This window comes from Leptospira mtsangambouensis, assembly GCF_004770475.1.
Lineage (GTDB): Bacteria > Spirochaetota > Leptospiria > Leptospirales > Leptospiraceae > Leptospira_A > Leptospira_A mtsangambouensis.
The window spans coordinates 1-23,062 of record NZ_RQHK01000005.1 but is presented as its reverse complement, the minus strand read 5'-3'; the positions used below and the strand labels follow the sequence as shown (position 1 = coordinate 23,062).

The 23,062-nt window shown below is 40.6% G+C and carries 21 protein-coding genes; 7 read left to right on the top strand and 14 right to left on the bottom strand.

Annotation, left to right across the window (positions count from 1 at the left end; all coding sequences use genetic code 11):
* Nucleotide 1: 1 nt before the first annotated feature.
* From EHR01_RS08245 to EHR01_RS08200, 10 genes are all read right to left on the bottom strand, one after another.
* Complete coding sequence (locus EHR01_RS08245; RefSeq protein ID WP_004788022.1) at nt 2-532, bottom strand: c-type cytochrome; 531 nt, start codon at nt 530-532, stop codon at nt 2-4.
* A gap of 5 nt (nt 533-537) precedes the next feature.
* A complete protein-coding gene (locus EHR01_RS08240) occupies nt 538-687 on the bottom strand; it encodes a hypothetical protein (protein ID WP_002991638.1) in 150 nt (49 codons plus the stop codon).
* Between the two features lie 4 nt (nt 688-691).
* The gene (gene ccoO / locus EHR01_RS08235) at nt 692-1,387 is read right to left on the bottom strand and encodes a cytochrome-c oxidase, cbb3-type subunit II (RefSeq protein ID WP_135694220.1); all 696 of its coding nucleotides are present in this window, start codon (nt 1,385-1,387) and stop codon (nt 692-694) included.
* Nucleotides 1,387-2,817 (bottom strand): cytochrome-c oxidase, cbb3-type subunit I, encoded by a 1,431-nt coding sequence (ccoN, locus tag EHR01_RS08230; protein WP_135694219.1) that lies wholly within the window; start codon nt 2,815-2,817, stop codon nt 1,387-1,389. The genes ccoO and ccoN overlap by 1 nt, the downstream gene beginning before the upstream one ends.
* 193 nt (nt 2,818-3,010) lie before the next feature.
* Complete coding sequence (locus EHR01_RS08225; RefSeq protein WP_135694218.1) at nt 3,011-3,982, bottom strand: LA_0442/LA_0875 N-terminal domain-containing protein; 972 nt, start codon at nt 3,980-3,982, stop codon at nt 3,011-3,013.
* A gap of 210 nt (nt 3,983-4,192) precedes the next feature.
* The gene (locus EHR01_RS08220; protein WP_135694217.1) at nt 4,193-5,635 is read right to left on the bottom strand and encodes a glutamate synthase subunit beta; all 1,443 of its coding nucleotides are present in this window, start codon (nt 5,633-5,635) and stop codon (nt 4,193-4,195) included.
* On the bottom strand, nt 5,628-10,205 hold the full coding sequence (gltB, locus tag EHR01_RS08215) for a glutamate synthase large subunit (protein WP_135694216.1): 4,578 nt from the start codon (nt 10,203-10,205) through the stop codon (nt 5,628-5,630). The genes EHR01_RS08220 and gltB overlap by 8 nt, the downstream gene beginning before the upstream one ends.
* 365 nt (nt 10,206-10,570) lie before the next feature.
* Nucleotides 10,571-11,107, bottom strand: coding sequence for a shikimate kinase (locus EHR01_RS08210; RefSeq protein ID WP_135694215.1), 537 nt, complete (start codon nt 11,105-11,107; stop codon nt 10,571-10,573).
* A gap of 37 nt (nt 11,108-11,144) precedes the next feature.
* Nucleotides 11,145-11,999 (bottom strand): HDOD domain-containing protein, encoded by an 855-nt coding sequence (locus EHR01_RS08205; protein ID WP_004788173.1) that lies wholly within the window; start codon nt 11,997-11,999, stop codon nt 11,145-11,147.
* A 6-nt stretch (nt 12,000-12,005) separates the two neighbouring features.
* Nucleotides 12,006-12,509: a chemotaxis protein CheD gene (locus tag EHR01_RS08200; protein WP_135694214.1), complete on the bottom strand. Its 504-nt coding sequence runs from the start codon at nt 12,507-12,509 to the stop codon at nt 12,006-12,008.
* Between the two features lie 60 nt (nt 12,510-12,569).
* Here EHR01_RS08200 and EHR01_RS08195 point away from each other — a divergent pair, with 60 nt between their 5' ends.
* The 3 genes from EHR01_RS08195 to EHR01_RS08185 all read left to right on the top strand — a co-directional run bounded on the left by EHR01_RS08195 (nt 12,570) and on the right by EHR01_RS08185 (nt 14,725).
* Nucleotides 12,570-13,793 carry a TraB/GumN family protein gene (locus EHR01_RS08195; RefSeq protein WP_135694213.1) on the top strand — a complete coding sequence of 408 codons (1,224 nt, stop codon included), beginning with the start codon at nt 12,570-12,572 and terminating at the stop codon, nt 13,791-13,793.
* A 40-nt stretch (nt 13,794-13,833) separates the two neighbouring features.
* A complete protein-coding gene (locus EHR01_RS08190) occupies nt 13,834-14,205 on the top strand; it encodes a hypothetical protein (protein ID WP_135694212.1) in 372 nt (123 codons plus the stop codon).
* Between the two features lie 73 nt (nt 14,206-14,278).
* Complete coding sequence (locus EHR01_RS08185; protein WP_135694211.1) at nt 14,279-14,725, top strand: four-helix bundle copper-binding protein; 447 nt, start codon at nt 14,279-14,281, stop codon at nt 14,723-14,725.
* A 91-nt stretch (nt 14,726-14,816) separates the two neighbouring features.
* Here the strand turns inward: EHR01_RS08185 and EHR01_RS08180 are convergent, their stop codons facing one another.
* The gene (locus tag EHR01_RS08180) at nt 14,817-15,665 is read right to left on the bottom strand and encodes an esterase/lipase family protein (RefSeq protein WP_135694210.1); all 849 of its coding nucleotides are present in this window, start codon (nt 15,663-15,665) and stop codon (nt 14,817-14,819) included.
* A 115-nt stretch (nt 15,666-15,780) separates the two neighbouring features.
* Here EHR01_RS08180 and EHR01_RS08175 point away from each other — a divergent pair, with 115 nt between their 5' ends.
* The 3 genes from EHR01_RS08175 to EHR01_RS19450 are packed head-to-tail and all read left to right on the top strand — an operon-like array spanning nt 15,781 to nt 17,814.
* The gene (locus EHR01_RS08175) at nt 15,781-16,146 is read left to right on the top strand and encodes a hypothetical protein (RefSeq protein WP_135694209.1); all 366 of its coding nucleotides are present in this window, start codon (nt 15,781-15,783) and stop codon (nt 16,144-16,146) included.
* Between the two features lies 1 nt (nt 16,147).
* Complete coding sequence (locus EHR01_RS08170; protein ID WP_135694208.1) at nt 16,148-17,560, top strand: UTP--glucose-1-phosphate uridylyltransferase; 1,413 nt, start codon at nt 16,148-16,150, stop codon at nt 17,558-17,560.
* The gene (locus EHR01_RS19450; RefSeq protein WP_135694207.1) at nt 17,557-17,814 is read left to right on the top strand and encodes an LA_0364 family Cys-rich lipoprotein; all 258 of its coding nucleotides are present in this window, start codon (nt 17,557-17,559) and stop codon (nt 17,812-17,814) included. The genes EHR01_RS08170 and EHR01_RS19450 overlap by 4 nt, the downstream gene beginning before the upstream one ends.
* Nucleotides 17,815-17,928: 114 nt before the next feature.
* On the opposite strand, the gene EHR01_RS08160 is transcribed toward EHR01_RS19450, so the two are convergent.
* The 3 genes from EHR01_RS08160 to EHR01_RS08150 are packed head-to-tail and all read right to left on the bottom strand — an operon-like array spanning nt 17,929 to nt 21,654.
* On the bottom strand, nt 17,929-20,340 hold the full coding sequence (locus tag EHR01_RS08160) for a fibronectin type III domain-containing protein (protein WP_135694206.1): 2,412 nt from the start codon (nt 20,338-20,340) through the stop codon (nt 17,929-17,931).
* A gap of 1 nt (nt 20,341) precedes the next feature.
* Nucleotides 20,342-20,983 carry an energy transducer TonB gene (locus tag EHR01_RS08155; RefSeq protein ID WP_135694205.1) on the bottom strand — a complete coding sequence of 214 codons (642 nt, stop codon included), beginning with the start codon at nt 20,981-20,983 and terminating at the stop codon, nt 20,342-20,344.
* An 11-nt stretch (nt 20,984-20,994) separates the two neighbouring features.
* Nucleotides 20,995-21,654, bottom strand: coding sequence for a MotA/TolQ/ExbB proton channel family protein (locus EHR01_RS08150; protein ID WP_100745034.1), 660 nt, complete (start codon nt 21,652-21,654; stop codon nt 20,995-20,997).
* A gap of 106 nt (nt 21,655-21,760) precedes the next feature.
* Here EHR01_RS08150 and EHR01_RS08145 point away from each other — a divergent pair.
* On the top strand, nt 21,761-23,062 hold a 1,302-nt coding region (locus tag EHR01_RS08145), incomplete at its 3' end, for a hypothetical protein (protein WP_135694204.1).

The following is a 23,062-nucleotide window of genomic DNA, read 5'->3' as shown; positions in this document are numbered from 1 at the left end:
TTTACTTAGCCTTTACCAAACTACTGTTTTTAGTTGCAAGCCATGCCATAACAGCATAAACTTTTTCAGCACCTAAACCTTCCCAAGCAGGCATTCCCCCTCGGTTCAGTTTTTGTCTTTCTGGTCCAATTCCTTTCATGATATTGTTAAACACTTCTTTATCAGTGTTTCCATGAATCCAATCTTTGTCCACAAGACTTGGTCCTACAGCACCTTCTGCAGTTGGGCCGTGGCAAGCAGAACAAATTTGTTTGTATGTTCCTTCGCCTTCTTTAATCGCCACTGCATCATCACGGTAAGGGTTTGATCCATCTTCTGTGTTCACAACAACTGCTTGTTTTGCAGGAAATTGCGCTTCGTGTTCCGCAACTTCTTTTTCAAATGCAACTTCTTGTGGCCATTCAGAATACCAGTGAAAGTATACAACGTAACCGATGGAAACGATGATACTGATTAACCAGACTAATTTCCACCAAGTGGGCATGGGATTGTCGGCTTGGAAGATTCCGTCTACTTCTTTTGGTTCTTTCATTCGTATTAATCCTCCTCAAGCATTCTATACTTGGGTTTCTCCATTTCGTCTTTCGTACGTTTTTTATAAACGTAGTAGGTGATGTAAGAGATTGCGATCACAAGGATCGGCAATCTCAAACTTTTATAAACGAGTAGAATATCTGCATCGTTCATGATCTTACTTCATACCTTTTTGTAACTCGGCTGAATCTCTTCCTAGTTTTTGCAAATAAGCTACAAGTGCTTGCCCTTCGGTTTTGTCTTTTAGAAGAGATGGTGCGTTAGCAAAATCTTCTTCAGTGTAAGGAACTCCGATGGATTTTAGAGCTTTCATGTTTGATACTACTTGTTCAACATCAACCTTATGAGATTCTTCGAATAACCAAGGATATGCTGGCATAATCGAGTTAGGTACGCCACCCACTGTTCTTGGGTTGATCAAATGGTTTTTATGCCACTCATCAGAACGAAGCATTTGAGATTCATGAGCTAAGTCCGGACCAGTTCTTTTGGATCCCCAAAGGAATGGGTGGTCATATACATACTCTCCACCTTTTGAATATCCAGTTCGTCCGTAAGCTTTTGTTGGATCAAAACGATCTACTTCCCATTTGAATGGTCGAACCATTTGTGTATGGCATCCGATACAACCTTCTCTTTGGTAAGTGTCACGACCTGCTAGTTCCAATGCGGAATATGGTTTCACAGTTGAAATTGGAGTTACCGTTTTAGTAAGAAAAAACGGAGGGATGAGTTCGAAAAGTCCACCAATCACAACGGCAATCGTTGTATAAAGAGTAAACTTAACACCTTTTGTATCCCAATGGTCTGCAACTTCAGAAAACCAATCTAAGAATTTGTTAAATCCAAACATTATGATTTCACTCCTATACGTAAGTCTTGTTCTACAAACCCACTGTCTTTGTTTTGAATGGTTTTGATAAAGTTATACACCATCAGCACAATCCCAGTTAGATAGAGTGTTCCTCCGATCGCGCGGAATAGTCTGAACGGTTTTAAGAACTCAACAATTTCTACCCAGTCTTTATAAACGAGTTCGCCGTTTTCACCAACTGCTCGCCACATAGAACCTTCAGTAATACCAGATACCCACATGGAGATGATGTAGAGTAGGATACCGAGTGTGCCGAGCCAGAAGTGTGCATTGGCAAGTTTTTCGCTATAAAGGTTAGCATTCCAAAGTCTTGGAACTAAGTAGTAGAGTGCTGCGGCTGACATAAATCCAACCCATCCGAGAGTTCCTGAGTGAACGTGACCGATGATCCAGTCAGTGTTGTGTCCAAGAGCGGAAACGGCACGAATGGAAAGAAGTGGACCTTCAAATGTTGACATACCGTAGAAAGTAACGGCAGCTAACATCATTTTGAGGGTAGCATCTACTTTGATTTTGTCTTTTGCTTGGGTCAGTGTTAGGAATCCGTTTAACATACCACCCCAAGAAGGCATCCATAACATGATGGAGAAAACCATCCCTGTTGTTTGTAACCATTCTGGAATTGGAGAGTATAGTAAATGGTGAGGACCTGCCCAAATATAGATAAAGATTAACGACCAGAAATGGATGATCGAAAGTCTATGTGAGTAAATGGGTTGTTTGATGTGTTTTGGGAGGTAGTAGTACATAAGTCCCAAAAACGGAGTCGTAAGAACAAAGGCTACTGCGTTGTGTCCATACCACCATTGGATGTTGGCATCAAACACACCTGCGTATACCGAGTAGGATTTTAAAAGTCCAGCTGGGATGACAATGTTGTTTACGATGAAAAGAAGTGGAACTGTTACGAAGGAAGCTATGTAGAACCAAATTGCCACATACATTTGTTCTTCTTTTCGTTTGATTACCGTCATCAAATAGTTTGCAAAGAAAATTACATACCATACAACAATCAATAAGTCGATAGGCCATTCTAATTCGGCATATTCTTTTGATTGGCTGTATCCAAGTGGTAAAGTAATTGCTGCAAGGACAATTGTTAGGTTATACAGTGCCAGGTGTATTTTGGAAAGTGTGTCGTTCCACATTCTAGTTCGACACAATCTTTGTACCGTATGGTAGGCTGTGGCGAAGATAACACTCAACGCAAAACCAAAAATGGCTGCATTGGTATGTAGAGGTCGTAACCTTCCGAAGCTCGTCCAAGGTAATTCCAAATTCAGCTGTGGATATACAAGCTGGAAGGCAATAATGACACCAAATGTCATTGATGCGACGCCCCAGACTAACGCTGAAATGATAAACCCTTTTACGATAAAATCGTCATATTGAGTTTTTTCCGTAGCCAATGTTTCTCTCCTTAATCTTTATCAGTTCCATTTATATAGAGAACTAATTCCCTTGTCTATAAAGTGACGAAGAAAAGAAAGAAAAACAGAATGCGGTTCTTAGAATCCCCCCTTGATTTTTGTCAAGGGGAGCTTTGAGACTTAGACTGAATCTAATTGAAAAGGGGGAAGTGTGCGAACTTTCTAACAGTGGTTAGAAAGTAAATTCATATCCTAATTGAGTACGATGTTCGATTCCACGATCTCCTGCAATGGCCGTCGGATGGTATCCAACGCGATCCACAGAGGAATACATGAAGAACTTTTCCTTTCTGGTGTCGTCTTGGCTAAGTCCAGAACCTGTGGGATGGAAGTAGTAGGCATCAAAGATATTCCAAAAATAAACAAGAAGAGTCGCAATCCCAATGTATTGCATATCTTGGTAGTGACGCTCTACGGATTCCCTTTGTCCTTTGAATGGACCCAATTGGCTTACAACAACTGCTTCAGCAGGGGAGACAGTCGCTGCCGATTGAGGTGTGAAAGCTGCACGGATGAGACCATTTGTTGTATATGGATTTTCTAAATTGTTATAATCACGTTTTGCATTTAAATACATACGATGTTTGTCATATGTAAAAAAGAGTCCAACAGCAATGATGGAAGGATACACAATGGCTTGTACTTTTCTGCCTTGTTTCCATTGGCCCCAACCAGGAAGAACAGCAGATCTCCATGCAGCACCTGTCTTTGTTAGGTTTTTGCGGTCGGCTTCTGCTAGTTTAGCATCTTCTTCTTGTTTCCGTTTTGCATCTGCTTCAAGAGTAGCATTTTTTGCGGCATTTTCTTTTTCTAATCGAGCTGCTTCCTCTTGTTCTTTTTTGAGTCGGGCAGCTTCTTCTTTTTCTTTTTTTATTCTTTCTTTTTCTTCTTCCGCTTTTCTGAGTTTGTCTTCCTCTGCAGCAGTTAGGTGGTCTTTGTAAACCACTTTGAGAATATCAGTTTTGTTCAGAACAATTGTAGTTCCGTCTTCTTTTCTAATTTTTAGCTTGTATTGGTCTTGTTCAACAACCTTACCTTGAAGAGTTCCCCCTTTTTTGAGGAGGATATTCTCTGCGGATAGGTTACCGGCAAATAGTACCAAAAGTGTTGCGATTTTAATGAATTGTGTAATAGTCAGTTTCAAGGGTATCTCAAATGTTGGAATATTATATAACAATCTCTATAGTGTTACTTGCTACGTTTCAATTGATCTCTCCAATGATTTTCGCAATTTGGAAGTTAGGCAAGAATTTTTTTGTCAAAGACGGTTCGAAAGCTAGCCCACAATTGGAAATAAATTATCCATGTTACGATAAAGTATGTTCCAAATGTGGTTCTTAATCAAGTAGAGGTTTTAACCCTCTACTTCTTGCATTAGAAAGTGGTGGACTTGGTCAGCACACTTCCTTCCTTCCGAAATGGCCCAAACGATGAGGGATTGCCCTCGTCTAACGTCCCCGCAAGCGTACACTTTTGGAACAGAAGTTGCAAATGATCCTGGTTTTGTTCCAAAATCAGCTTTTACATTTCCACGTCCGTCCAGTTCCAACCCTTCTTTCTGTAAATCAGCGAGTAATCCTTCTTTGACGGGGTTTACAAATCCCATCGCAAGGAAAACCAGATCAGCAGGCCATTCAAATTCGGTCCCAGGGACTGGGTTAAACTTTCCATTTTCTTCTTTTACTTCGGATCCGTATATGGCTGTCAATTCCCCTTTTTCATTGGATTTAAATCCCATAGTGGAAACTGCCCATTTTCGGTTTACACCTTCTTCATGTGAGGTGGAAGTTCGGAACATTTTTGGATACAGTGGCCAAGGAGTGGAAGCATCTCTTTCTTTGGGAGGTTCAGGAAAAAGTTCGATTTGAGTGACGGATTTTGCCCCATGACGGTTAGAAGTTCCTACACAATCGGATCCGGTATCTCCACCACCAATGACAATAACATGTTTGTCTTTGGCATTGATGATTTCAATATCATCACCTGCTACGTGTTTGTTGTTTTTGGACAAAAACTCCATAGCATAGTGAACACCTTTGCTATTTCTTCCTTCTACTGGTAAATCTCTTGGAACTTCTGATCCACAAGCAAGAACCACTGAATCAAAATCAGCTAATAGTTGTTTTGCTGTAATATCCACTCCCACATTGACATTGGTTTTGAAGGTAACACCTTCTGCTTCCATTTGTTTCATGCGGCGATCAATATGTCTTTTTTCCATTTTGAAATCAGGGATTCCGTAACGGAGTAGACCACCAATCCGATCATTTTTTTCAAAAATAGTGACTGTATGTCCTGCACGAGCTAACTGTTGTCCGGCGGCAAGTCCTGCTGGACCTGAACCAACTACGGCTACTTTTTTTCCAGATTTGGAAACAGAAGGTTGCGGGATCACCCATCCTTCTTCCCACGCACGATCAATGATGGTTCTTTCAATGGACTTGATTGAAACCGGAGGTTCGATGATTCCTAAAGTACAAGCCGACTCACAAGGAGCAGGGCAGAGCCTTCCTGTGAATTCAGGAAAGTTATTGGTTTTAGAAAGGTTTTCCCAAGCTTCCTTCCAGCGACCTCGGTATACGAAGTCATTGAATTCAGGGATGAGGTTATCTACAGGGCAACCTGTATCGCCATGGCAAAACGGAATTCCGCAGTCCATACAACGAGCACCTTGGTCTTTGGCAACAGCTTCAGGAAAAGGTTTTTCAAACTCTTTGTAGTTTTTAACTCGTTCCTTCGGATCAATCTTCTGAAGGTATTCTTTTTTAAATTCTAAAAATCCTGTTGGTTTACCCACGAGCTGTTACCCCCTCTTTGTTCGTTTTTCCTGCGGCAGTTTCTTCTGCCATTTTTTCTAGAGCTTTTTTATAATCTCTTGGAATGACTTTGATCATTTGTTTGACAACATTGTCCCAATCTTTCAGCACTTCTTCGGCTCGTTTAGAACCTGTATATGCCTTATGATCTTCTACCATCTTTTTTACTTCCGCAATTTCACTTGCATCAGTTAACGGATCTAAGTCGACCATCTCTTTGTTGATGAGAGCTTCTTTGTTTTTCTTTGGATCCCAAAGATAAGCGATCCCGCCAGACATACCTGCGGCAAAGTTACGTCCGATGTCTCCAAGGATGATGACCCGACCACCAGTCATGTATTCACAACCGTGGTCTCCGGTTCCTTCAACTATGACATGAGCACCTGAGTTACGGACACAGAATCTTTCTCCGGCAATTCCGTTGACATAAGCATTTCCGCTTGTTGCGCCAATGAAACAAGTGTTACCAATGACAATGTTTTCTTCTGCTTTGTAAGGAGCATTTTTGGGAGTTTGGAAGATGAGTTTTCCACCACAAAGCCCTTTTCCTACATAGTCATTTCCTTCACCCACCAGGCGAAGTGTCATTCCTTTGGTCACAAAAGCACCAAACGACTGTCCTGCGGTTCCTGTAAATTCGATATCGATTGTGTCTTCCGATAGTCCATCCACACCATATTTTTTAGTCACTTCGTGGCTAAGCATGGTTCCCACGGAACGGTTGAGGTTCACAATGGATGTTTGGATTTTCACAGGTTGTTTGTGATCAATCGCAGCAAGTGACTTACGAATCAGTTCGTTGTCAATTTGTTCATCCAAGTGGTGGTTTTGTTCTTTGGCACGATAGAGTCCAGTAGGGAATACAGGAGTTGGTCTATGGAGCACTTTACTAAAATCAAGACCACGAGCCTTCCAATGGTGGTGAGGTCGTTTGAATTTGATTTTTTCCACTTGGCCAATCATTTCTTCAAACGTTCTAAATCCAAGTTTTGCCATAATCTCACGAACTTCTTCCGCCACAAAGGTCATGAAGTTCACAACATGTTCGGGTTTTCCGGTAAATTTACTTCTTAAGAATTCGTCTTGGGTCGCAACTCCTACAGGGCATGTATTGAGATGGCATTTACGCATCATGATACAACCCACAGAGACCAGTGCCGAAGTGGAGAATCCAAATTCTTCTGCACCAAGTAAAGCACCCACAACCACGTCTTTTCCTGTGAGGAGTTTTCCATCTACAGCCAAATACACTCGGTCTCGAAGTCCGTTGGCAACGAGTGTTTGGTGGGTTTCAGAAAGTCCAAGTTCCCAAGGGGTTCCTGCATGGTGGATGGAAGAAATAGGACTTGCCCCAGTTCCTCCTTCGTGACCTGCGATAAGGATATGGTCCGCATGTGCTTTGGCAACACCCGCAGCCACAGTTCCCACACCCGATTCGGAAACAAGTTTCACAGAAACTCTTGCTCTTGGATTCGAGTTCTTTAAATCGAAGATCAATTGTTTAAGATCTTCGATGGAATAAATATCATGGTGAGGAGGAGGGGAGATGAGAGTTACACCCGGAGTGGAATAACGAAGCCATCCAATGTATTTGTCTACCTTGTGGCCTGGGAGCTGTCCACCTTCTCCTGGTTTGGCGCCCTGTGCCATTTTGATTTGGATATCATCGGCATTGGTGAGGTATTCCATAGTCACACCAAAACGTGCTGAGGCAACTTGTTTGATCGCCGAACGCATGCTATCCCCATTTGGAAGGGTTTTGAATCGTACTGGGTCTTCTCCACCTTCACCCGTGTTCGATTTGGCACCAATTCGGTTCATCGCAATCGCAAGTGTGGTATGTGCTTCCCAAGAAATGGAACCATGACTCATCGCTCCCGTTTGGAAACGTTTGAGAATGGATTTTACCGATTCCACTTCTTCGATTGGGATCGCTTTGGATCCTTCAAAATCAAGTTGGAACAAACTGCGAAGAGTGATTGCTTTTTCGTTTTGGTTATCGATTAGGCTTGAGAACTCTTTGAATACTTTGTAATCGTTGTCTTGAGTTGCTTTTTGTAGTTTGTGAACTGTAATCGGTGTATAGAGATGGCTATCTCCATTTTTACGATAGTAGTGCACCCCACCTGGTTCTAGGTTGTTCGGGAAAAAAGTTGGATCGTAAGCTGCTTTGTGGCGGCGAACGGTTTCTTCTTCCAACATCTCTAGAGAAAGTCCTTCAATTCGAGACTGAGTTCCTGCAAAGTATGTATTCACTAATTCAGAATCAAGTCCCACGGCTTCAAAAATTTGAGCACCACAATACGATTGTAATGTGGAGATCCCCATTTTTGAGAATACTTTGAAAAGTCCTTTCCCGACGGATTTGATGTATTTCTTTTTTGCATCCTTGTAATTAGGTACTTCTGGGAGTAAACCTTGTTGCGAAAGATCAGCAATGGTTTCAAATGCAAGGTATGGATTGATGGCGTTAGCACCATAACCGCATAACAAGGCAAAGTGGGCCACTTCTCTTGGTTCTCCAGATTCTAATACAATCCCTGCTTTTGTTCTGAGACCTTCACGGATCAAATAGTGGTGGAGTCCCGCCACAGCAAGAAGGGAAGGGATGGCTGCTTTTTTCTCACCCACACCGTGGTCGGTTAAGATGATGAGATTTACCCCTTGTTCCCGAACGGCTTTCGCAGCATCGGCACAAACACGATCGAGTGAGTTTCTCATATCATGTTTTTTAGAAGGATCAAAAAGGATTTCAAAAGTTTTGGCTTTGAAATGACCTTCACTGATTTGTTTGATTTTTTCAAAATCTTCGTTGGTAAGGATTGGATGTTCCAACTCCAATCGATGCGCGTGTTCTGGCTCTTCCGAGAGTAGGTTCCCTTCCGGTCCAATGTACGTTGTGAGTTCCATCACAAGTTCTTCCCGGATTGGGTCAATTGGGGGGTTTGTCACCTGCGCAAAGTTTTGTTTGAAATAACGGTATAGGGGTTGTGGTTTTTCACTGAGTACTGCAAGGGAAGAATCCACACCCATAGAACCAATTGGTTCTTCTCCAGAAACTCCCATCGGTTTGATGATGGTAAACACATCTTCATGTGTGTACCCGAAAGCTCTCTGGCGTTCTAAAATGGTTTCGTGTTGCGGTTGTTTTACGTTCTCAGGGTCTGGCAAAGATCCGAGACGAATCATATTGTCTTCTACCCATTTGCGATACGGTTTTTGAGTAGAGATTTGTTTTTTGATTTCTTCATCATCTAGGATCTGGCCTTTTTCCATATCGATTAGAAGCATACGGCCTGGACGAAGTCGGTCTTGGATGAGTATTTCTTCTGGGGGAAGATTGAGAACACCAGCTTCAGAAGACATGATCACTTCATCGTCTTTTGTGACCACAAAACGAGCAGGGCGAAGTCCATTACGGTCGAGTGTTGCTCCAATGATTCTACCATCAGTAAAAGCAATGGCCGCAGGACCATCCCAAGGTTCCATAAAGGTTGCATGGTATTCGTAGAACGCGCGTCTGTCGGCATCCATCGCTTTGTTTTTGGACCAAGCTTCTGGAATCATCATCATAACAGAGTGAGGGAGTGACCTTCCGCCCATCACTAGTAGCTCCAGAACAGTGTCAAAGGTTGCCGTATCGGATTGGCCTTCCATAACAATCGGAAGCATACGACGAAGCTCATCCCCGTAAAGTGGAGATTGCATCACCATTTGGCGAGCGGCCATCCAGTTCATGTTCCCACGTAGAGTGTTGATCTCTCCGTTATGGGCAATTTGGCGGTAAGGGTGAGCCAAGTCCCAAGTAGGGAAGGTGTTTGTTGAAAACCGAGTGTGAGTCAAACAAAACGCAGAAGTTAAGTCAGGAGATTTTAAATCTTCATAGAATTTTTTGACTTGGTCACCAAGTAACATCCCTTTGTATACAATCGTACGGGAAGAAAAACTTGGTACATAGTATTGGGAACGATCCAGTTTCATCTCTGTTCGGATTCGTCTGTCGATCAAGCGACGGATGAGAAATAGTTTTCTTTCGAAGTCGTCAGAGGTTTTATTTTTTTTGGATTTTTTACCTATAAATACTTGTTTGAAGACAGGGATGGTTTTGGATGCAACAACCCCCGCATATTCTTTGTTAATCGGGACATCACGAAATCCGAGAAACTCTTCCCCTTCGTCCACAATGATTTTTTCAATTACGTTTTCCACAGCAGTTCGGGCTTCTGTGTTTTGAGGAAGGAACAAAAATCCCACTGCATAATCGCCTTCTTTCGGCAAAGTGAAGGGGAGAACCTTTCTAAAAAATGCATCCGGGATATTGATCATGATCCCAGCACCGTCACCGGTTTTTGGGTCGGCACCTTCGGCACCCCTGTGTTCTAAGTTACACATGAGGCGAATTCCCTTGTCGACGATGTCGCGGGAACGTTTGCCTTTATAATTTGCGATAAAACCAACACCACAGGAATCTTTGTCCATGGCAGGATCATACATACCTTGGGCCTGTGGGCCGAGTGGCGGAAGGATGGGTGGTTGGTTGGATTTTGACATACGTACCCTACTCTAAAGCAATTACTGTACCTTGTTTTTGAATTTGGGTGTACTGTCCAATTATTTTGTTTTCAGCAAAATGATTTATTTTTAGGCAAAATCAAACACTTGAAAATGCGCATTATGAGTACGATCGGCATATTATTTAATCATTATGATGTATACTTGAACAAACTCGGATTTGGTCTAAAAAATCTAAGAGTACAAGAAAGAAGCGAACTGCAACTTCCATAGGAAGATTGTCTAATTCCCGACGTGTCTTTCGGAGAGATCTGGAGCACACAATCGTTCATTTTTCGAGCAAGTTGCAATGGTTGCTTTCGTATCCCATTGCCCTTTGGTTTTTCTCGCCAAAAAGGGATCTTTTATTTGGATTTGAAACCAAGCCAGTCTAAGACTCGTTCGGCTGCTTCTTCTTTGGTAAGTTTGGAGAGGTTTAGTTTGTAGTGGGCTGCTTCTTGGTAAACAGGTAATCTTTTTTCTAAAATAGAGCGGTAGGAAGTGACTTTGGAGAGGTCAGGTCTTGTGGAATCTCCTTTGACCTTTTCCACTAATTCCTCAAGTCCTCGTTCCAAATAGACAATCCTTCCGATTTTTCTAAGGATATCTAGTTTTCTACTGCTTGGAATTTCGTTTCCGTCTGCATCCAAATCAAATAAAATCCCACCTCCACAATCCAAAATAATCCCATCTGCATTTTGTAATTTTTGCAAAATAGAATATTCTAATTCACGAAATTTCTTCCAACCATACTTTTCAACAAATTGGGGGATAGGGATCCCACCTGCTTCATATACGGAAATGGAATCTGTGGAAACCACTGGGAATTCTGTTTGTTTGGAAAGAGTTCTTGAGACTTTGGATTTCCCAGCACCTCGAGCTCCAATAAAGATAATGTTCATACGATCTGGTTCAAACGTTTGAGGTTCAGTTTAAAAATTATACGTTGAGTAAATCGGCAAGTCCCGCTTGTAAATCAGGAATGTGCACAAAATAAGTTTCAATATCTGCTTCTGTAACGCCAGTTTGGCTAAGTGCAAAAGGAGAAATGGGAACTGATTCACCGCCAATGTCGATTCCGATCCCAGAAACAACAATGAGGATACTTGCAATATGTACTACAGAAGTTAAGATCGGATTGTTTTTGGAATTTTCTGGTGTGAGGTAATTTGCCACTACATCCGTTAATTCCTGTGGGAAGTTCCAACGTTTTAAGAGGTTTTCAGACACTTCCATATGAGTGTATCCGAAGTATTTTTTCTCTAAATTAGGGAAGGGTTCTTGGTTGTCTTTTAAATCCGTTTTGATTTGCATCATCACCGGACTAAAAAACTGTGCGAGGACAATTTTGCCAACACTGCAGAGTAATCCAGAAGTGAAGGCAAGATCCTTATCAATTTTTAGTTTTTTATGTTGTACGATTTTACTAGAAAGTTCTGCCACAAGTAGGGAAGAAGTCCAAAGTTGCGCTGCATCCAATTGGTAACTATTCAAATCTTGCGAAAGGATTCCTTTGGCAGCAGTGAGAAGTACAATTTCTTTTACCGTTTTGATCCCAAGGGTCATGAGTGCTTCTTGGACCGTACGAATGGGTTTGGAAGCTCTGTAGTAAGCGGAATTAGAAAGTTTGATTACGTTGGCCGTGATGGCAGGATCTTTTGAAATTTCTTGTGCAAGGTCTGCAATGTTTACGTCTGGCTTTTGGAGTTTTTCCAATACCTTAGACACAACAGCCGAAATGGCAGGCAGTTTATTTACGTCTTGTAGTATTTCATCAACCTTTGATTTTAGCATATTCGCCTAACGCACCTTATAAAGGTATTTTTCCATACCAGCTTTTTTTAACAACACACGCCCGTCGTCACAATAAAGACTGATGGTTCTTCCTTCGTTCCCGGCCACATCTTCCACTATGACAGGGATTTTATTCTCTTCCATAAATTTTTTGACAATAGCGATATTCTGTTCCCCGATGTTTTGGAGGAATTGGGAGTTGATTCCTTTAAACATGGAAGCCCCACCAAACATACGACAAGAATATTGTCCAATGTTGGAACCTTGTTGTTTCATCATCTCAATGAGGATGGGTAGAGCCGTTTCCCCGTACTTGTGCGGAAACTTAGTGGCATCTTTGCCTGTGGGATCTTTGGCGAGCATGATATGGGAGATGGCTCCCACTTTCTGTTCTGGATCATACAAAACGATTCCTATGCACGAACCCAATGTAGTTCGGAGCACGTCCGTATCTTTTCCGACCTTGATGTCGGCAATTCCTACATTGATGATTTTGGATTTTATAGACATTCTACTTGTTTCTAGAGAGTGGAACCGTTACTTAGGTATTATAGATAGTAAGCTTTCCTTATGCGTTCAATCAAAAAATCAACTCCCACAAGAAAATCTACCAAAAAAGGTTTCAAAACAAAGGAACCTTACCTCTTCCAAACCATCGGAAAAACGGAAGTCCACATCCTTGGAACTGCACATGTTTCCAAACAAAGTGTAGATGAAGTTGAAAAAATGATCCAAATATTAAAACCTGATGTCATTTGTGTAGAGTTATGTGAATCGCGAATGAAGTCGGTGGAAGATCCCGATTACCTAAAAAAATTAGATATATTCAAAGTTTTTAAAGAAAGAAAGATGTGGTTACTTTTATCCAGTCTCATCCTTTCTTCTTTCCAGAAAAAAATCGGTAATAAAGACATCAAACCCGGAGATGAAATGCGAAAGGCAATCACTCTAGGAAGAAAATTGAAAAAACCTGTGGTGGCAGTTGACCGCGAAATCCAGACCACACTGAAAAGGTCTTGGGGGAACGTAGGTTTTTTCTCTAAAATGTATTTATTTAGTGCTCTTCTTGCTTCGCTTCTCGTTCGGGAAGATGTCTCCGATGACAAAATCGAAGAGATGAAATCAGATGATATTTTAAAAGACCTGTTTTCTCAAATTCCCAAAAAATATGAATCGGTCAAACATGTTATCATTGATGAAAGAGATGTATATTTAGCAGAAAAAATAAGACAAGCTGCGGAAGGAAAGTCGGCAAAAAAAGTTTTGGCAGTTGTTGGTGCTGGTCATTTAGCTGGGATCAAACGAAATATTCAATCAATCAATGATTTATCCGTGTTAGATGAAGTTCCCAAACGCAAATGGTGGGACAATATTAGTATTATTCTATATCCTGTTTTTTTTGCAGGCCTCATTGGTTACACTACCTGGAGCCAAGGTGGGGAAGCAGGGATGGATTTATTTTCAAAACTCATTTATATCAAAGGGGGACTGGCTGCCCTTGGTGCTCTCATTGCTTGGGCACATCCCATTTCGATCTTACTTGCCTTTATCACAGCTCCGATTGGAACCTTTGTTCCCATCTTTAAAGCAGGTTGGGTCAGTGCTCTTTCGGAATCCTATTTACGGAAACCACTTGTGGAAGACTTCGAACATATCGCAGAAGATTCAGAATCAGTGGCGGGCTTTTGGAAAAATCGTGTCCTTCATATTTTTCTCGTTTTTTTCCTTCCTCAATTTGGATCGACCATTGGAACCTTTATTGTGGCAGGAAAAGGCTTGAAGAATTTATTTTAAAGAGTAAGATAAGATCGTCTAAGCACTGTAGCAGAAGAGTATGAAACGTAAGTTTGCCATTGGATTCATTCTAATTTTTCTCGCTTATTTAGGGTGTAAATCATCCGTATTTGGGTTTTGTACTTCTGCAGAAAAATTTGTGGAGCGGGCATCCGTTCCGCCTTGCCACCAAACCGCTGATTCCAAAGAGGATGCGGCAAATTCTTGTGAATGTCCCATTACACACGAAGAACTTCAGACTTCCAGTGGGATGGATTTCCCGATTTGGAAACAGATGAAATTTGTGGTTTGGAACGGATTCTCCGTTTTAAAACCACAATTCCTACACGACTCATCTACAAAGTGGTTAGTTTCTGGCCATCGCCATTCTCCTTCTTTTTTTCCCACAAAGACAATCCGGCTTCTGATTTGAGATTGCCACACCGATTCTAGGTGAAGTGATTTTTAATTTATTTATTTTTAAATTTTAACAGAGGTTATACGATATGAATCGCAAAGAATTATTACAAAAAGCAGGGATGGCAGTTGCCGTATCTGGAATTTTATCCACACTTTCCGCAGAAGACCATGATCACTCGACTATGACAACTTCCTCTGCAGGAAAATCCAAATATTCCAAAGCAATGATGGCTGCCATGCACTGCCAACTTTCTGCTGAGGATTGCCTCAGCCATTGCCTTACAGAGCTTGGAAAAGGGGATAAATCTATGGCGGCTTGTGCAACTAGTACAAGAGAGGTCATTAGTTTATGTGATTCTTTTGTAAAACTAGCAAGCCAATCCTCTGCATATACAAAGAAGTTAGCTAACTTATGTATTGAGGTTTGTGAAGCTTGTGCAAAAGAATGTGATAAACATGCAAATCATCATGCGATTTGTAAAGAATGTCGAGATAGTTGCCTTGCTTGTGTAAAAGAGTTAAAGAAAGTTTAATAAATCGATTCTACTAAAGAGCTGATTTAGAACGAAAAAACTGTCCGCTGTTTGGCGGGCAGTTTTTTTTTGTTATAAAAACTCTAAAAATCTAACGTTTTTTCGCCTTTTTTTTAGGTTTTGGTTTGGCCACTGGCTTTGGTTTCTGTGTTGGTTTGGCTTTTTTTGCAGATGATTTCTTTTTTGCCGCCAGTTGTTTTTGATTCTTTTTATAAACAGATGGTTCGTATTTAGAAAAATCCACTTCAATCTTTTTGGGAACAGCAAACTCTGGATTTGCTTTAGGTGCCGATTGGATGGCAATACTATCTTTAGGTGTACCCAAAAATTCTCTAAGTGTCCGAATGTTTTCGTTTCTTCTGACTAAGTTATAATTTCCAGGGATGTCAAACCATAGGTCTCGGCCTTGGCCAAACTCTGTGCTTTCTTGCGGAGGAAAGGAAAAATCTTCAATGGCAGAAAGAGGTTGGAAGAGGGGAAAGAACAATGCATTTTTATAGTTTGTTTTCACCCAATCCGATTCATAACCCCAATACGATTGTCTAGTGTTGGTAAACCTTTCAGAACCATGGAACGGAGTTCCCAAGGTGATGAGACGTTTCACTTTTCGTCTGGCTTCGTCTGGTAAAATCAAAACAAGGAGTCCGCCCGTGTTGTGTGCAATCAAAGTGACTTCGTTAGGTGCTGTGAGGATCTGGCTTGCGAGGTATTGGACCGCTTCTTCCAAAGAAAGAGGATCTCGGAGAGTCGAAAGAATTCCGACTTTGAATCCTAAATTGTCTAAATTGGATTTGAGTCTCGAATAATAGGAACGTCCGGCCCGAAACCCAGGAACGATCAAAATGTTTTTATCCTTATTGTTTTCTACAAACAAATGACTGGGAAGGTAAAACGACAACAACGCCCAAAAACGTTCCAGATATTCTATGAATCGAAACATGAATTAAATGATTCTGTCTGACTCAATTCTTGTCTATGAAAATCAATTCCAGCGCCAGAAGAATTCCGGAATTGACCGATAACCGTACTTGCATAGGATTGCCTTTTAGAATCGTATGCGTCATAGTTTCTTAATTATTTTTCTTTTCGGGTTTTTTCCTGCCGTACTATTCGCAGAACCCGGAAATTATGATGAGGCAGCGAGACTTTTGCCCCAAATTTGGGAAACAAAGTACCCCCTCCCTTATGGCAAACTCACAAAAAAAGATCCACTGAAACAAGGGATTCGGCAAGTGACGAGAAAAAAGGGAAAGTACTGGATGTATAATTTCGAAGTTTTTATGCCAAAATACGAAAGAAAAGAGACTGTGGCCGTACCAAAAGAAGAGGGTCGCAACCTCCTCGTATTTTTTTTATGGAATCCAGGGATATCGGAAGAGCCCCATCGGATCGAACTTGGGGAACCACACGAAGGGAAATGAAATGGATAAACAAAAATCGGACCAATTGATCAGAGAAACTATGAAAGCTGCGGGTCTTACGGATGCCTTCATAGCCGATTTTATCACTAAGGTAGATGCCGTGCGAAACGGTGAAACTGGAATGGTGAATTGGGAAGAAGTAGGAGATTTAGATCCCAAAACCGATGAAATTTCCTTAGAATCCATTCATTCTTCTTATCCTACTGACCTCAGTTTGTTATCCAAACTCGTAGTGATCAAATTGAATGGAGGACTTGGGACAAGTATGGGTCTAGACAAGGCAAAGTCCCTCATTCCCATCAAAGGTTCAATGTCTTTTCTTGCGGTCATGGCAAAACAAATTGAATACATTCGTTCTGAGTTTGGAATCGATGTGCCTCTACTTTTTATGGATTCTTATAATACACAAAAAGACTCACAAGAGGAATTAGAAAAAAACGGATTCAAACAAACACTCCGAACTAGTTTTTTACAAAACAAAGTACCAAGGTTAGATGCTGAAACCTTTGCTCCCATCCAAAACAAAAATGAAAAAGAAAACTGGTGCCCACCGGGACATGGTGATATTTATTTTACGATGGTCCAGGAAGGAATTTTGGATGAATTACTTTCAAAAGGTTATGAAATTGCCTTCCTTTCGAATGGGGATAACTTAGGAGCTACCGTTGATCCACATATTGTGAGTTATCTTCTAAAAGAAAACATTCATTTTGCAATGGAGATGACTCCAAAAACATTAGCAGACAAAAAAGGTGGAGCCATTTACCGCAAAACTGTAGGTGGAAAGTTTATTAAGTATGAGCTTTTGGAAACAGCACAAGTCCCCAAGGAACATGAAAACGAATTTAGTGGGCTTGGAAAATTTAGAACCTTCTCAACAAACAATCTTTGGATCAATTTAAAGGCCTTAAAAGAAAGGTTTAGCCAAGGGAACTTTTCTTTATCACTCATTGTCAATCCTAAACAGGTAGATGGGAAATCAGTCATTCAATTAGAAACAGCAATGGGAAGTGCCGTTGGAAATTTTCAAAGATTCAAAGGAATCATTATCCCTAGAGATCGGTTTGCACCCGTAAAAAAAACAGAAGATTATTTGATCCGTAGATCAGATGCCTATGTTTTAAATGATGATTTTTCTCTCACGATGACAAAGGAAAGAAAAACCGCAGGTTTAGGTGAGGTGCTCGTTCATTTGGATGAAACATATTATAAAAAAATTCACCAGTTCGATCATCTCTTCCAACAATATCCATCTCTACTCTATTGCGAAGAACTGAAGGTATCGGGAGAGATTTTATTTGATGTTTCGATCTCTATCAAGGGGAAGGTAACTTTCCAAAATCAATCCGGTGCGTTAAAAAAGATTTCTTCCTTGGATCGTAAGGAATTTGAAAACGAAACAATTTCTTTATGAAACAGATTTTATTTTTTTGTGTTGTATTGTTTGTTTTCAGTTGTGGAGCTCCATTTTCCTTTCGTTCTGCTTGCTATGAGCGTAACAAGTGTTCAACGATAGAGGGAGCGTGTTTTCTCCGAAATGATACTTTTTACAAGGTAGCCACAAATAGTCCTGAATATAGTGCTCAAGATCTAACAGCGATTGTCGGAAGTTGTTTGGGTTTAGAAAAAACGTGTCGCAAAAATTGTGAAAGTGGCACAGTTTTTTAGCCTGTGGATCAGGTATTTGTTCCACAATTCCATTGATTCCCTTCTAAAACTTTGAACAAAGTATATCGTAAATAAATGTTTGGGAGAACTTCCGAACTCTCAAGAACTTTCCTTTTACTCTCGAATAAAGGAAAGTTGGCTTTTTTCTGGAACTAAAACTTTGTCTTCAAATTCACCAGACAAAGAATCATAGTTAGGTGATAGTTTAATTTTCCATTTTCCTTTTTCTTCCAGAAGGTCGGAATCTACTATGTTTTTGCCACGGAAAATTTCATTTTCATTCCATTTCATGATGATGTTTCCTTCTACATCTTCTGCTTCAATGGTCAAACGGACTGGTTTTACTTTATTTTTGCCATCCCAATACATGGCAGTCCAAGGGCCAATAAACTTCTGTATGGCGGACTCTCCAAAGGTTTTGACTTTCTTTAAATCAACCACTGTTTCTGAAATCACTGAAGTAACAGGTTTTGAAAATAAACTTTCACCGTTTCCTTTGGAAACAGATTGGATGGCGAAAAAATAAAACTGATTTTTGGTTAGATTTTGTAATTTGAAATTGGTATCCGAAGTTTCTTTGACAAGACTCCATTCCGGATCGTTTTTTTTACGCATGTAAATTTTGTAAGAAGTTACCTTAGGAATTGGGTTCCAACTAAATAAAAATTCGCTAGTTTTGCGATTCTCGGAAACCATTAATTCAGGGGATTTGATTCCAGAAGATCTTCCTGCGATAAGAGATGGAAATCCAATGTCCGGTTCAGATGGAAGACTAAACAAATTTCCTTCAAATTCAGAAGCAACAGCATAAAAGGATTCTTTCTGATAAGATTCATCATCTTTGAATTGGAGTTCTGTTGTTTTTGCAATCTCTTTCCATGAACCATCTGTTTTGCGAAAGATATGATATGCGATCGCACTAGGAGAACCTTCCCATTGCAGAATGGTTGCTCCCGCATACAAACCTTTAGAAGCTGTTAGATTTTTTGGTCTTGGTTTCAACACTTCGGAAGGATCTAAATGGGCAGATACATAATAGCTGGCTTCTCCGATCAGTTGGTTCCTTTCTGGAACAACTTGATAGATCTCGCTATCTCCATTGCGACTAGCTTTTAAATCGATATATGATGTTTTTTCGGTTTTGCCCAAAAACCGGTAGATTCTTGCCATTGGATTCCATTTATAAATAGCATAAGTGGTAGAGATAGGTTGCGGGTCCCATTCTAATAAAATTCTATCATTGGTAGGTGCCACAGTTGCTCGAAGGTTTGTCACAGGAAGAATTCCTGCCGGTTTCGTTGGGTCGACCGCATAACCATCGTTTGAATCAAGAGAGGCTTTTGATAGAAAGTTCTCATCCAAACTTGCCACTCGGTAATTGTATGCTGTATTCTTTTGGATTCCAAAGTCTTCAAAGAAGGCTTGTTTAGAAAGTCCCACAAGTTGGTATTTGCTATCAATTTTGCGTTTTCGATAGACTTCATAACCGATGGCTCTTTTTTCTCTCGACCAACTGATCCGAATTCGATCAGAAAAATCACCTCGTGAGGCAAATACCTCTTTTGGTGGGAAAAGATTGTGTTCCCCGTAATCAAGTGCATCTAAAGCATTGTTAAGTTTATTCTGTGTTAGAAGTTCGTTTTCAGTTTCCGAATCGGCAACATAGACGGACTTTGTGTATTTAGGAAAAGTATCGTAAGAAACCCATAAATACCCTTGGTCTCCCCAGGTAGATCCCCAAGAATTCCATACTTTGAATGCTTTCTTTTTATCATTGAAACCTAAGATCACTAGAGACTGTGCACCTAAAATTTCTCCAGTCCCTATTTCAAAAACCGTGTCAGGTTTTGGGTCTCGAAAATTTTCATAAACTAAGTATCCAATGAGCACCGGCCGTTTTTCGGTTAATGCTAGTTTGATGGTGTTAAGGTCGTGTGGTTCAATTCTAAAAATTCTTCGAAGCCTAGCTTTTCTTCCGACTTCTACAATGTCTGCTTTTGGTCTTGTGCGAAAACTGGAAGTGGATTCGTTCATCTGTTCTAAAGTCACAGAACCTCTGCTTTCGGCAAGAACCAGGGCATCCAAAAGAGAAACAGCTTGGTCTTTTCCACTATTCAGTTGGTTGTAAATAAAATTAGGTGAATATAAAATCTTTTGTCCATTTGCTGAAGTAGGTGCAACAGAGGAAAGGTTCCGAATTCCTTTTTTTTTAGCTTCTAAATAAGAAATCAGCCCATAACCCACCGTGTAACCTACGTTATCCTTGTAGATTCCTTGGTCAGAAGGGGTGGGAAATTCGTTACTTAACTCAAAACTTCCCGGTAAGTCAGAACTTGAACCTTCTGAACGGAAGGGTGGGATACTTTGATAGAGTTCAAATGGATCGGGGATAAGACCTGATTTTCGGGAAGAAGATTTGGATTCTGTTTTTCCGGTAATGGGTTTGGATTGAAACCCAATCATCATAAGGGACAATGCGATAAAAATAGTTCCAATCGCAATTCGATGTTTGTTGTTCCGTAACATTTCAGTCCTCTTCTAAATCAAAACTGATAGGAAGCCTGTGAGCCATCCGAGTTGGTTTCCCTTTATCATATCCAGGAGAAAAACGGGCTCTTTGGATGATGCGAATGGCAGCTTCATCAAATCCATAACCAGCTCTGCCAGAAACAATTTTGACACCTTGCAGGACTCCGTGTTCGTCCACTTGCACCATCACCACCACAGTCTTTTGGCTGATGTTTGCTGCCTTGGCAGCTTCTGGAAAATAAGCCTTCAAATCAAAGTCAATGATGGGTGTGGGAGGGCGATCTCCATTAAAGGAAAATAAATACCCATCTTTGTCTGTTCCATTTCCTGATAGTTGGTTGGGATTTAAGTCGGAATTGTCTGGTTTTTCTTCTGCATCTTTGTTTGATCCTTCCACCCATTCTTGTTTTTCAACAGGGGCAGGACTCGAAGTTCCTCCAATGAGTTCTGGAGGGATTTCTTCAAAGGATACATCCATATCTTCCATAGAAGTTTCTTGGAAGGCAGCGCTGCTGGGAAGTGTGAGTATAAAATAAATCAAATAACAAAATACATGCAATCCAACGGAAGCAAAGAGACTGGCCCGAAAGAGTCCGAACCGTCTCAGTTTGTATTGCAGATACAAGGTAAATGATTTCATGGAATGATCTTCTAGTGGTGGATATTCGGTGTTGAACTAGAGGACTGGTTGTGTTTTCCACTCGTGATAAAACTGGCGTGGATTTCCTTAGAAAGAATTTCTAAGTGTCCGATGATGAGTTTCATTTTACGTGTGAAGTAATTATTTGCCATCACCACAGGGATTGCCACAGCAAGTCCAGCGGCCGTAGCAAGAAGGGCAGTAGAGATACTTCGCATCACCACTTCCGCTCCCGAGTTTCCAAGAGTTCCGAGACCATAAAAAGCTTTGATGACACCAAGGACAGTTCCCAAAAGTCCGATGAAAGGAGTGTTGTTTCCAAGAGTGTTGAGAATGGGGAGTCTTTCTTCCAGACCCAATTTTTCTTTCAAAATTTTCCCTTCCATCAATTCTTCAAGGCCTTTGTGGTTTTCCTTTTCTCGTTCCAAAACAAAATGTATGAACCGAGTGTAAGAATTTTCCATAGGATGGGTTTCTAGGAGTTTTTCTGTCCCTTTTAAGTCTCTATGGCGGATGAGAAGAGTGAGTGAATCGAGAAGTGACTCTGATTCTTTGTTAAAATTACGTTTATAAACAATCAACCTTTCAATAAATACGGCAATTGCGAGGATACTCGCAAATAACATAACGAGGAAGATGATTTTTTCCCCAAGGTCTACGAAATCTTGCATTTTTGGAACCTTCTAACGGACAGAATTCTCTACCTTGGACTGTAATCAAAGAGAAAAATTGCAGAAAAAGAACTTCGGTTGATTCCAAGTCGACCTCGGAGAAAGAATGATTCCAAGGATTGGTATGAAGGCAAAAAACATTCTTCCCAGTGTTTTGGGGTTCATTTTCATCATTTTTGGTATTTCTCTGGTAGTGTTCTATGCTACAAAGTCATGGGAGACTTTTCTTAACCTTTGCCCCAACAAAGATTTTCTGTCTTGGGATGAGAACATTCGGCTCAATCAGGTCCTGGATCAGTATGTCGATTTTCGAAACGGAAGTTGGTTTCGAGGGATAATGCCATTTTTGGAAAGTCCAACTTGGCCTCCGCTTCGTTCGGTCCTAACTTTTGTTACACTTTTTTTGCCAATTGATGCATACGAAACCTATCGGGATTCTTTTTTAGGACTATTCTTTTTAATTTTAGTATATCCTGGCTTGGTATTTATCTCTTTCAGAATCACAAAATCCTTGTTATGGGCAGGGATTCTTTCAGGACTCATTTTTATCCTAACCATCCAAACAGGAGAAGTCCCTGCATATTCTCTTTCTTCGATGTTAGAAACCCAATCCATGTTTTTTCTTTTGTTTTCTATCTATGCAATCTACCGTTTGTACGATGTGGACAACAGAGAATCAGAGATCGATTCGGGTACGAAGTGGCTTGTTTTCTTTTCCTTGTTTGGTTTTTATTTTACTAAGTATCCATATGGAATTTTATTCTTTATGGCATGTTTTGCTTATGAGTTAGTTAGATCCCCCGCTAAATACAAAGAAGCATTGGTTTATCTCTTAAAACATTATGCTAGAGGTGTAAGACTTTTATATTTAGTTTTTGTAGTGCTTATGGTATTTTCTTTGCCAGTGTTAAGAGTTGTTACAAAAATTAATCTCAACCAAAAAGGATTCAAACAGTTTATGTTTGGGATCACCTTTCTTTTGTTTGTTGATTTGTCTGTTTATTTTTTCCGCAAAAGAGATGAAATCACAAAAGTATTTCCTAAAACAGCTGTGGTCCTTTGGGTTTATGCAATTTTCCCAGCCTTTTTATGGTTGTTTATGAACCCAGATCGGGTCAATGCCCTCATCGATGCCCAAATGATTGTGAATGCCTACACTCGCAGTTTTTTCTTAACACTTTGGACAGAACCAGGACTTGATCCTTCCGTGCCAGGTGTATTTGATTTTATCTGGGGATTTCGAACCCTGATCCTATTTTCTGTTTTATCCCTTCTTTATTTTTTGTTTCGATCAGGAGCAAAATTCCCTTCCAAACTAAAAGATCCGCTTCTGGCAGGGACTTTGATTTTGTTTTTGGAGCTTCTCATTCTAGAACTGACAACAGGAAATAAACAACCGAGGCATGTG

Excerpts from the sequence above, each read along its gene's own strand:
- EHR01_RS08205 (WP_004788173.1), bottom strand. The coding sequence starts at position 11,999 with ATGCTAAAATCAAAGGTTGATGAAATACTACAAGACGTAAATAAACTG.
- EHR01_RS08155 (WP_135694205.1), bottom strand. The coding sequence starts at position 20,983 with ATGAAATCATTTACCTTGTATCTGCAATACAAACTGAGACGGTTCGGA.
- EHR01_RS08185 (WP_135694211.1), top strand. The coding sequence starts at position 14,279 with ATGAATCGCAAAGAATTATTACAAAAAGCAGGGATGGCAGTTGCCGTA.
- EHR01_RS19450 (WP_135694207.1), top strand. The coding sequence starts at position 17,557 with ATGAAACAGATTTTATTTTTTTGTGTTGTATTGTTTGTTTTCAGTTGT.
- EHR01_RS08175 (WP_135694209.1), top strand. The coding sequence starts at position 15,781 with ATGCGTCATAGTTTCTTAATTATTTTTCTTTTCGGGTTTTTTCCTGCC.
- EHR01_RS08190 (WP_135694212.1), top strand. The coding sequence starts at position 13,834 with ATGAAACGTAAGTTTGCCATTGGATTCATTCTAATTTTTCTCGCTTAT.
- EHR01_RS08170 (WP_135694208.1), top strand. The coding sequence starts at position 16,148 with ATGGATAAACAAAAATCGGACCAATTGATCAGAGAAACTATGAAAGCT.
- EHR01_RS08245 (WP_004788022.1), bottom strand. The coding sequence starts at position 532 with ATGAAAGAACCAAAAGAAGTAGACGGAATCTTCCAAGCCGACAATCCC.
- EHR01_RS08200 (WP_135694214.1), bottom strand. The coding sequence starts at position 12,509 with ATGTCTATAAAATCCAAAATCATCAATGTAGGAATTGCCGACATCAAG.
- EHR01_RS08210 (WP_135694215.1), bottom strand. The coding sequence starts at position 11,107 with ATGAACATTATCTTTATTGGAGCTCGAGGTGCTGGGAAATCCAAAGTC.
- EHR01_RS08160 (WP_135694206.1), bottom strand. The coding sequence starts at position 20,340 with ATGTTACGGAACAACAAACATCGAATTGCGATTGGAACTATTTTTATC.
- EHR01_RS08240 (WP_002991638.1), bottom strand. The coding sequence starts at position 687 with ATGAACGATGCAGATATTCTACTCGTTTATAAAAGTTTGAGATTGCCG.
- gltB (WP_135694216.1), bottom strand. The coding sequence starts at position 10,205 with ATGTCAAAATCCAACCAACCACCCATCCTTCCGCCACTCGGCCCACAG.
- EHR01_RS08195 (WP_135694213.1), top strand. The coding sequence starts at position 12,570 with ATGCGTTCAATCAAAAAATCAACTCCCACAAGAAAATCTACCAAAAAA.
- EHR01_RS08150 (WP_100745034.1), bottom strand. The coding sequence starts at position 21,654 with ATGCAAGATTTCGTAGACCTTGGGGAAAAAATCATCTTCCTCGTTATG.
- EHR01_RS08180 (WP_135694210.1), bottom strand. The coding sequence starts at position 15,665 with ATGTTTCGATTCATAGAATATCTGGAACGTTTTTGGGCGTTGTTGTCG.
- ccoO (WP_135694220.1), bottom strand. The coding sequence starts at position 1,387 with ATGTTTGGATTTAACAAATTCTTAGATTGGTTTTCTGAAGTTGCAGAC.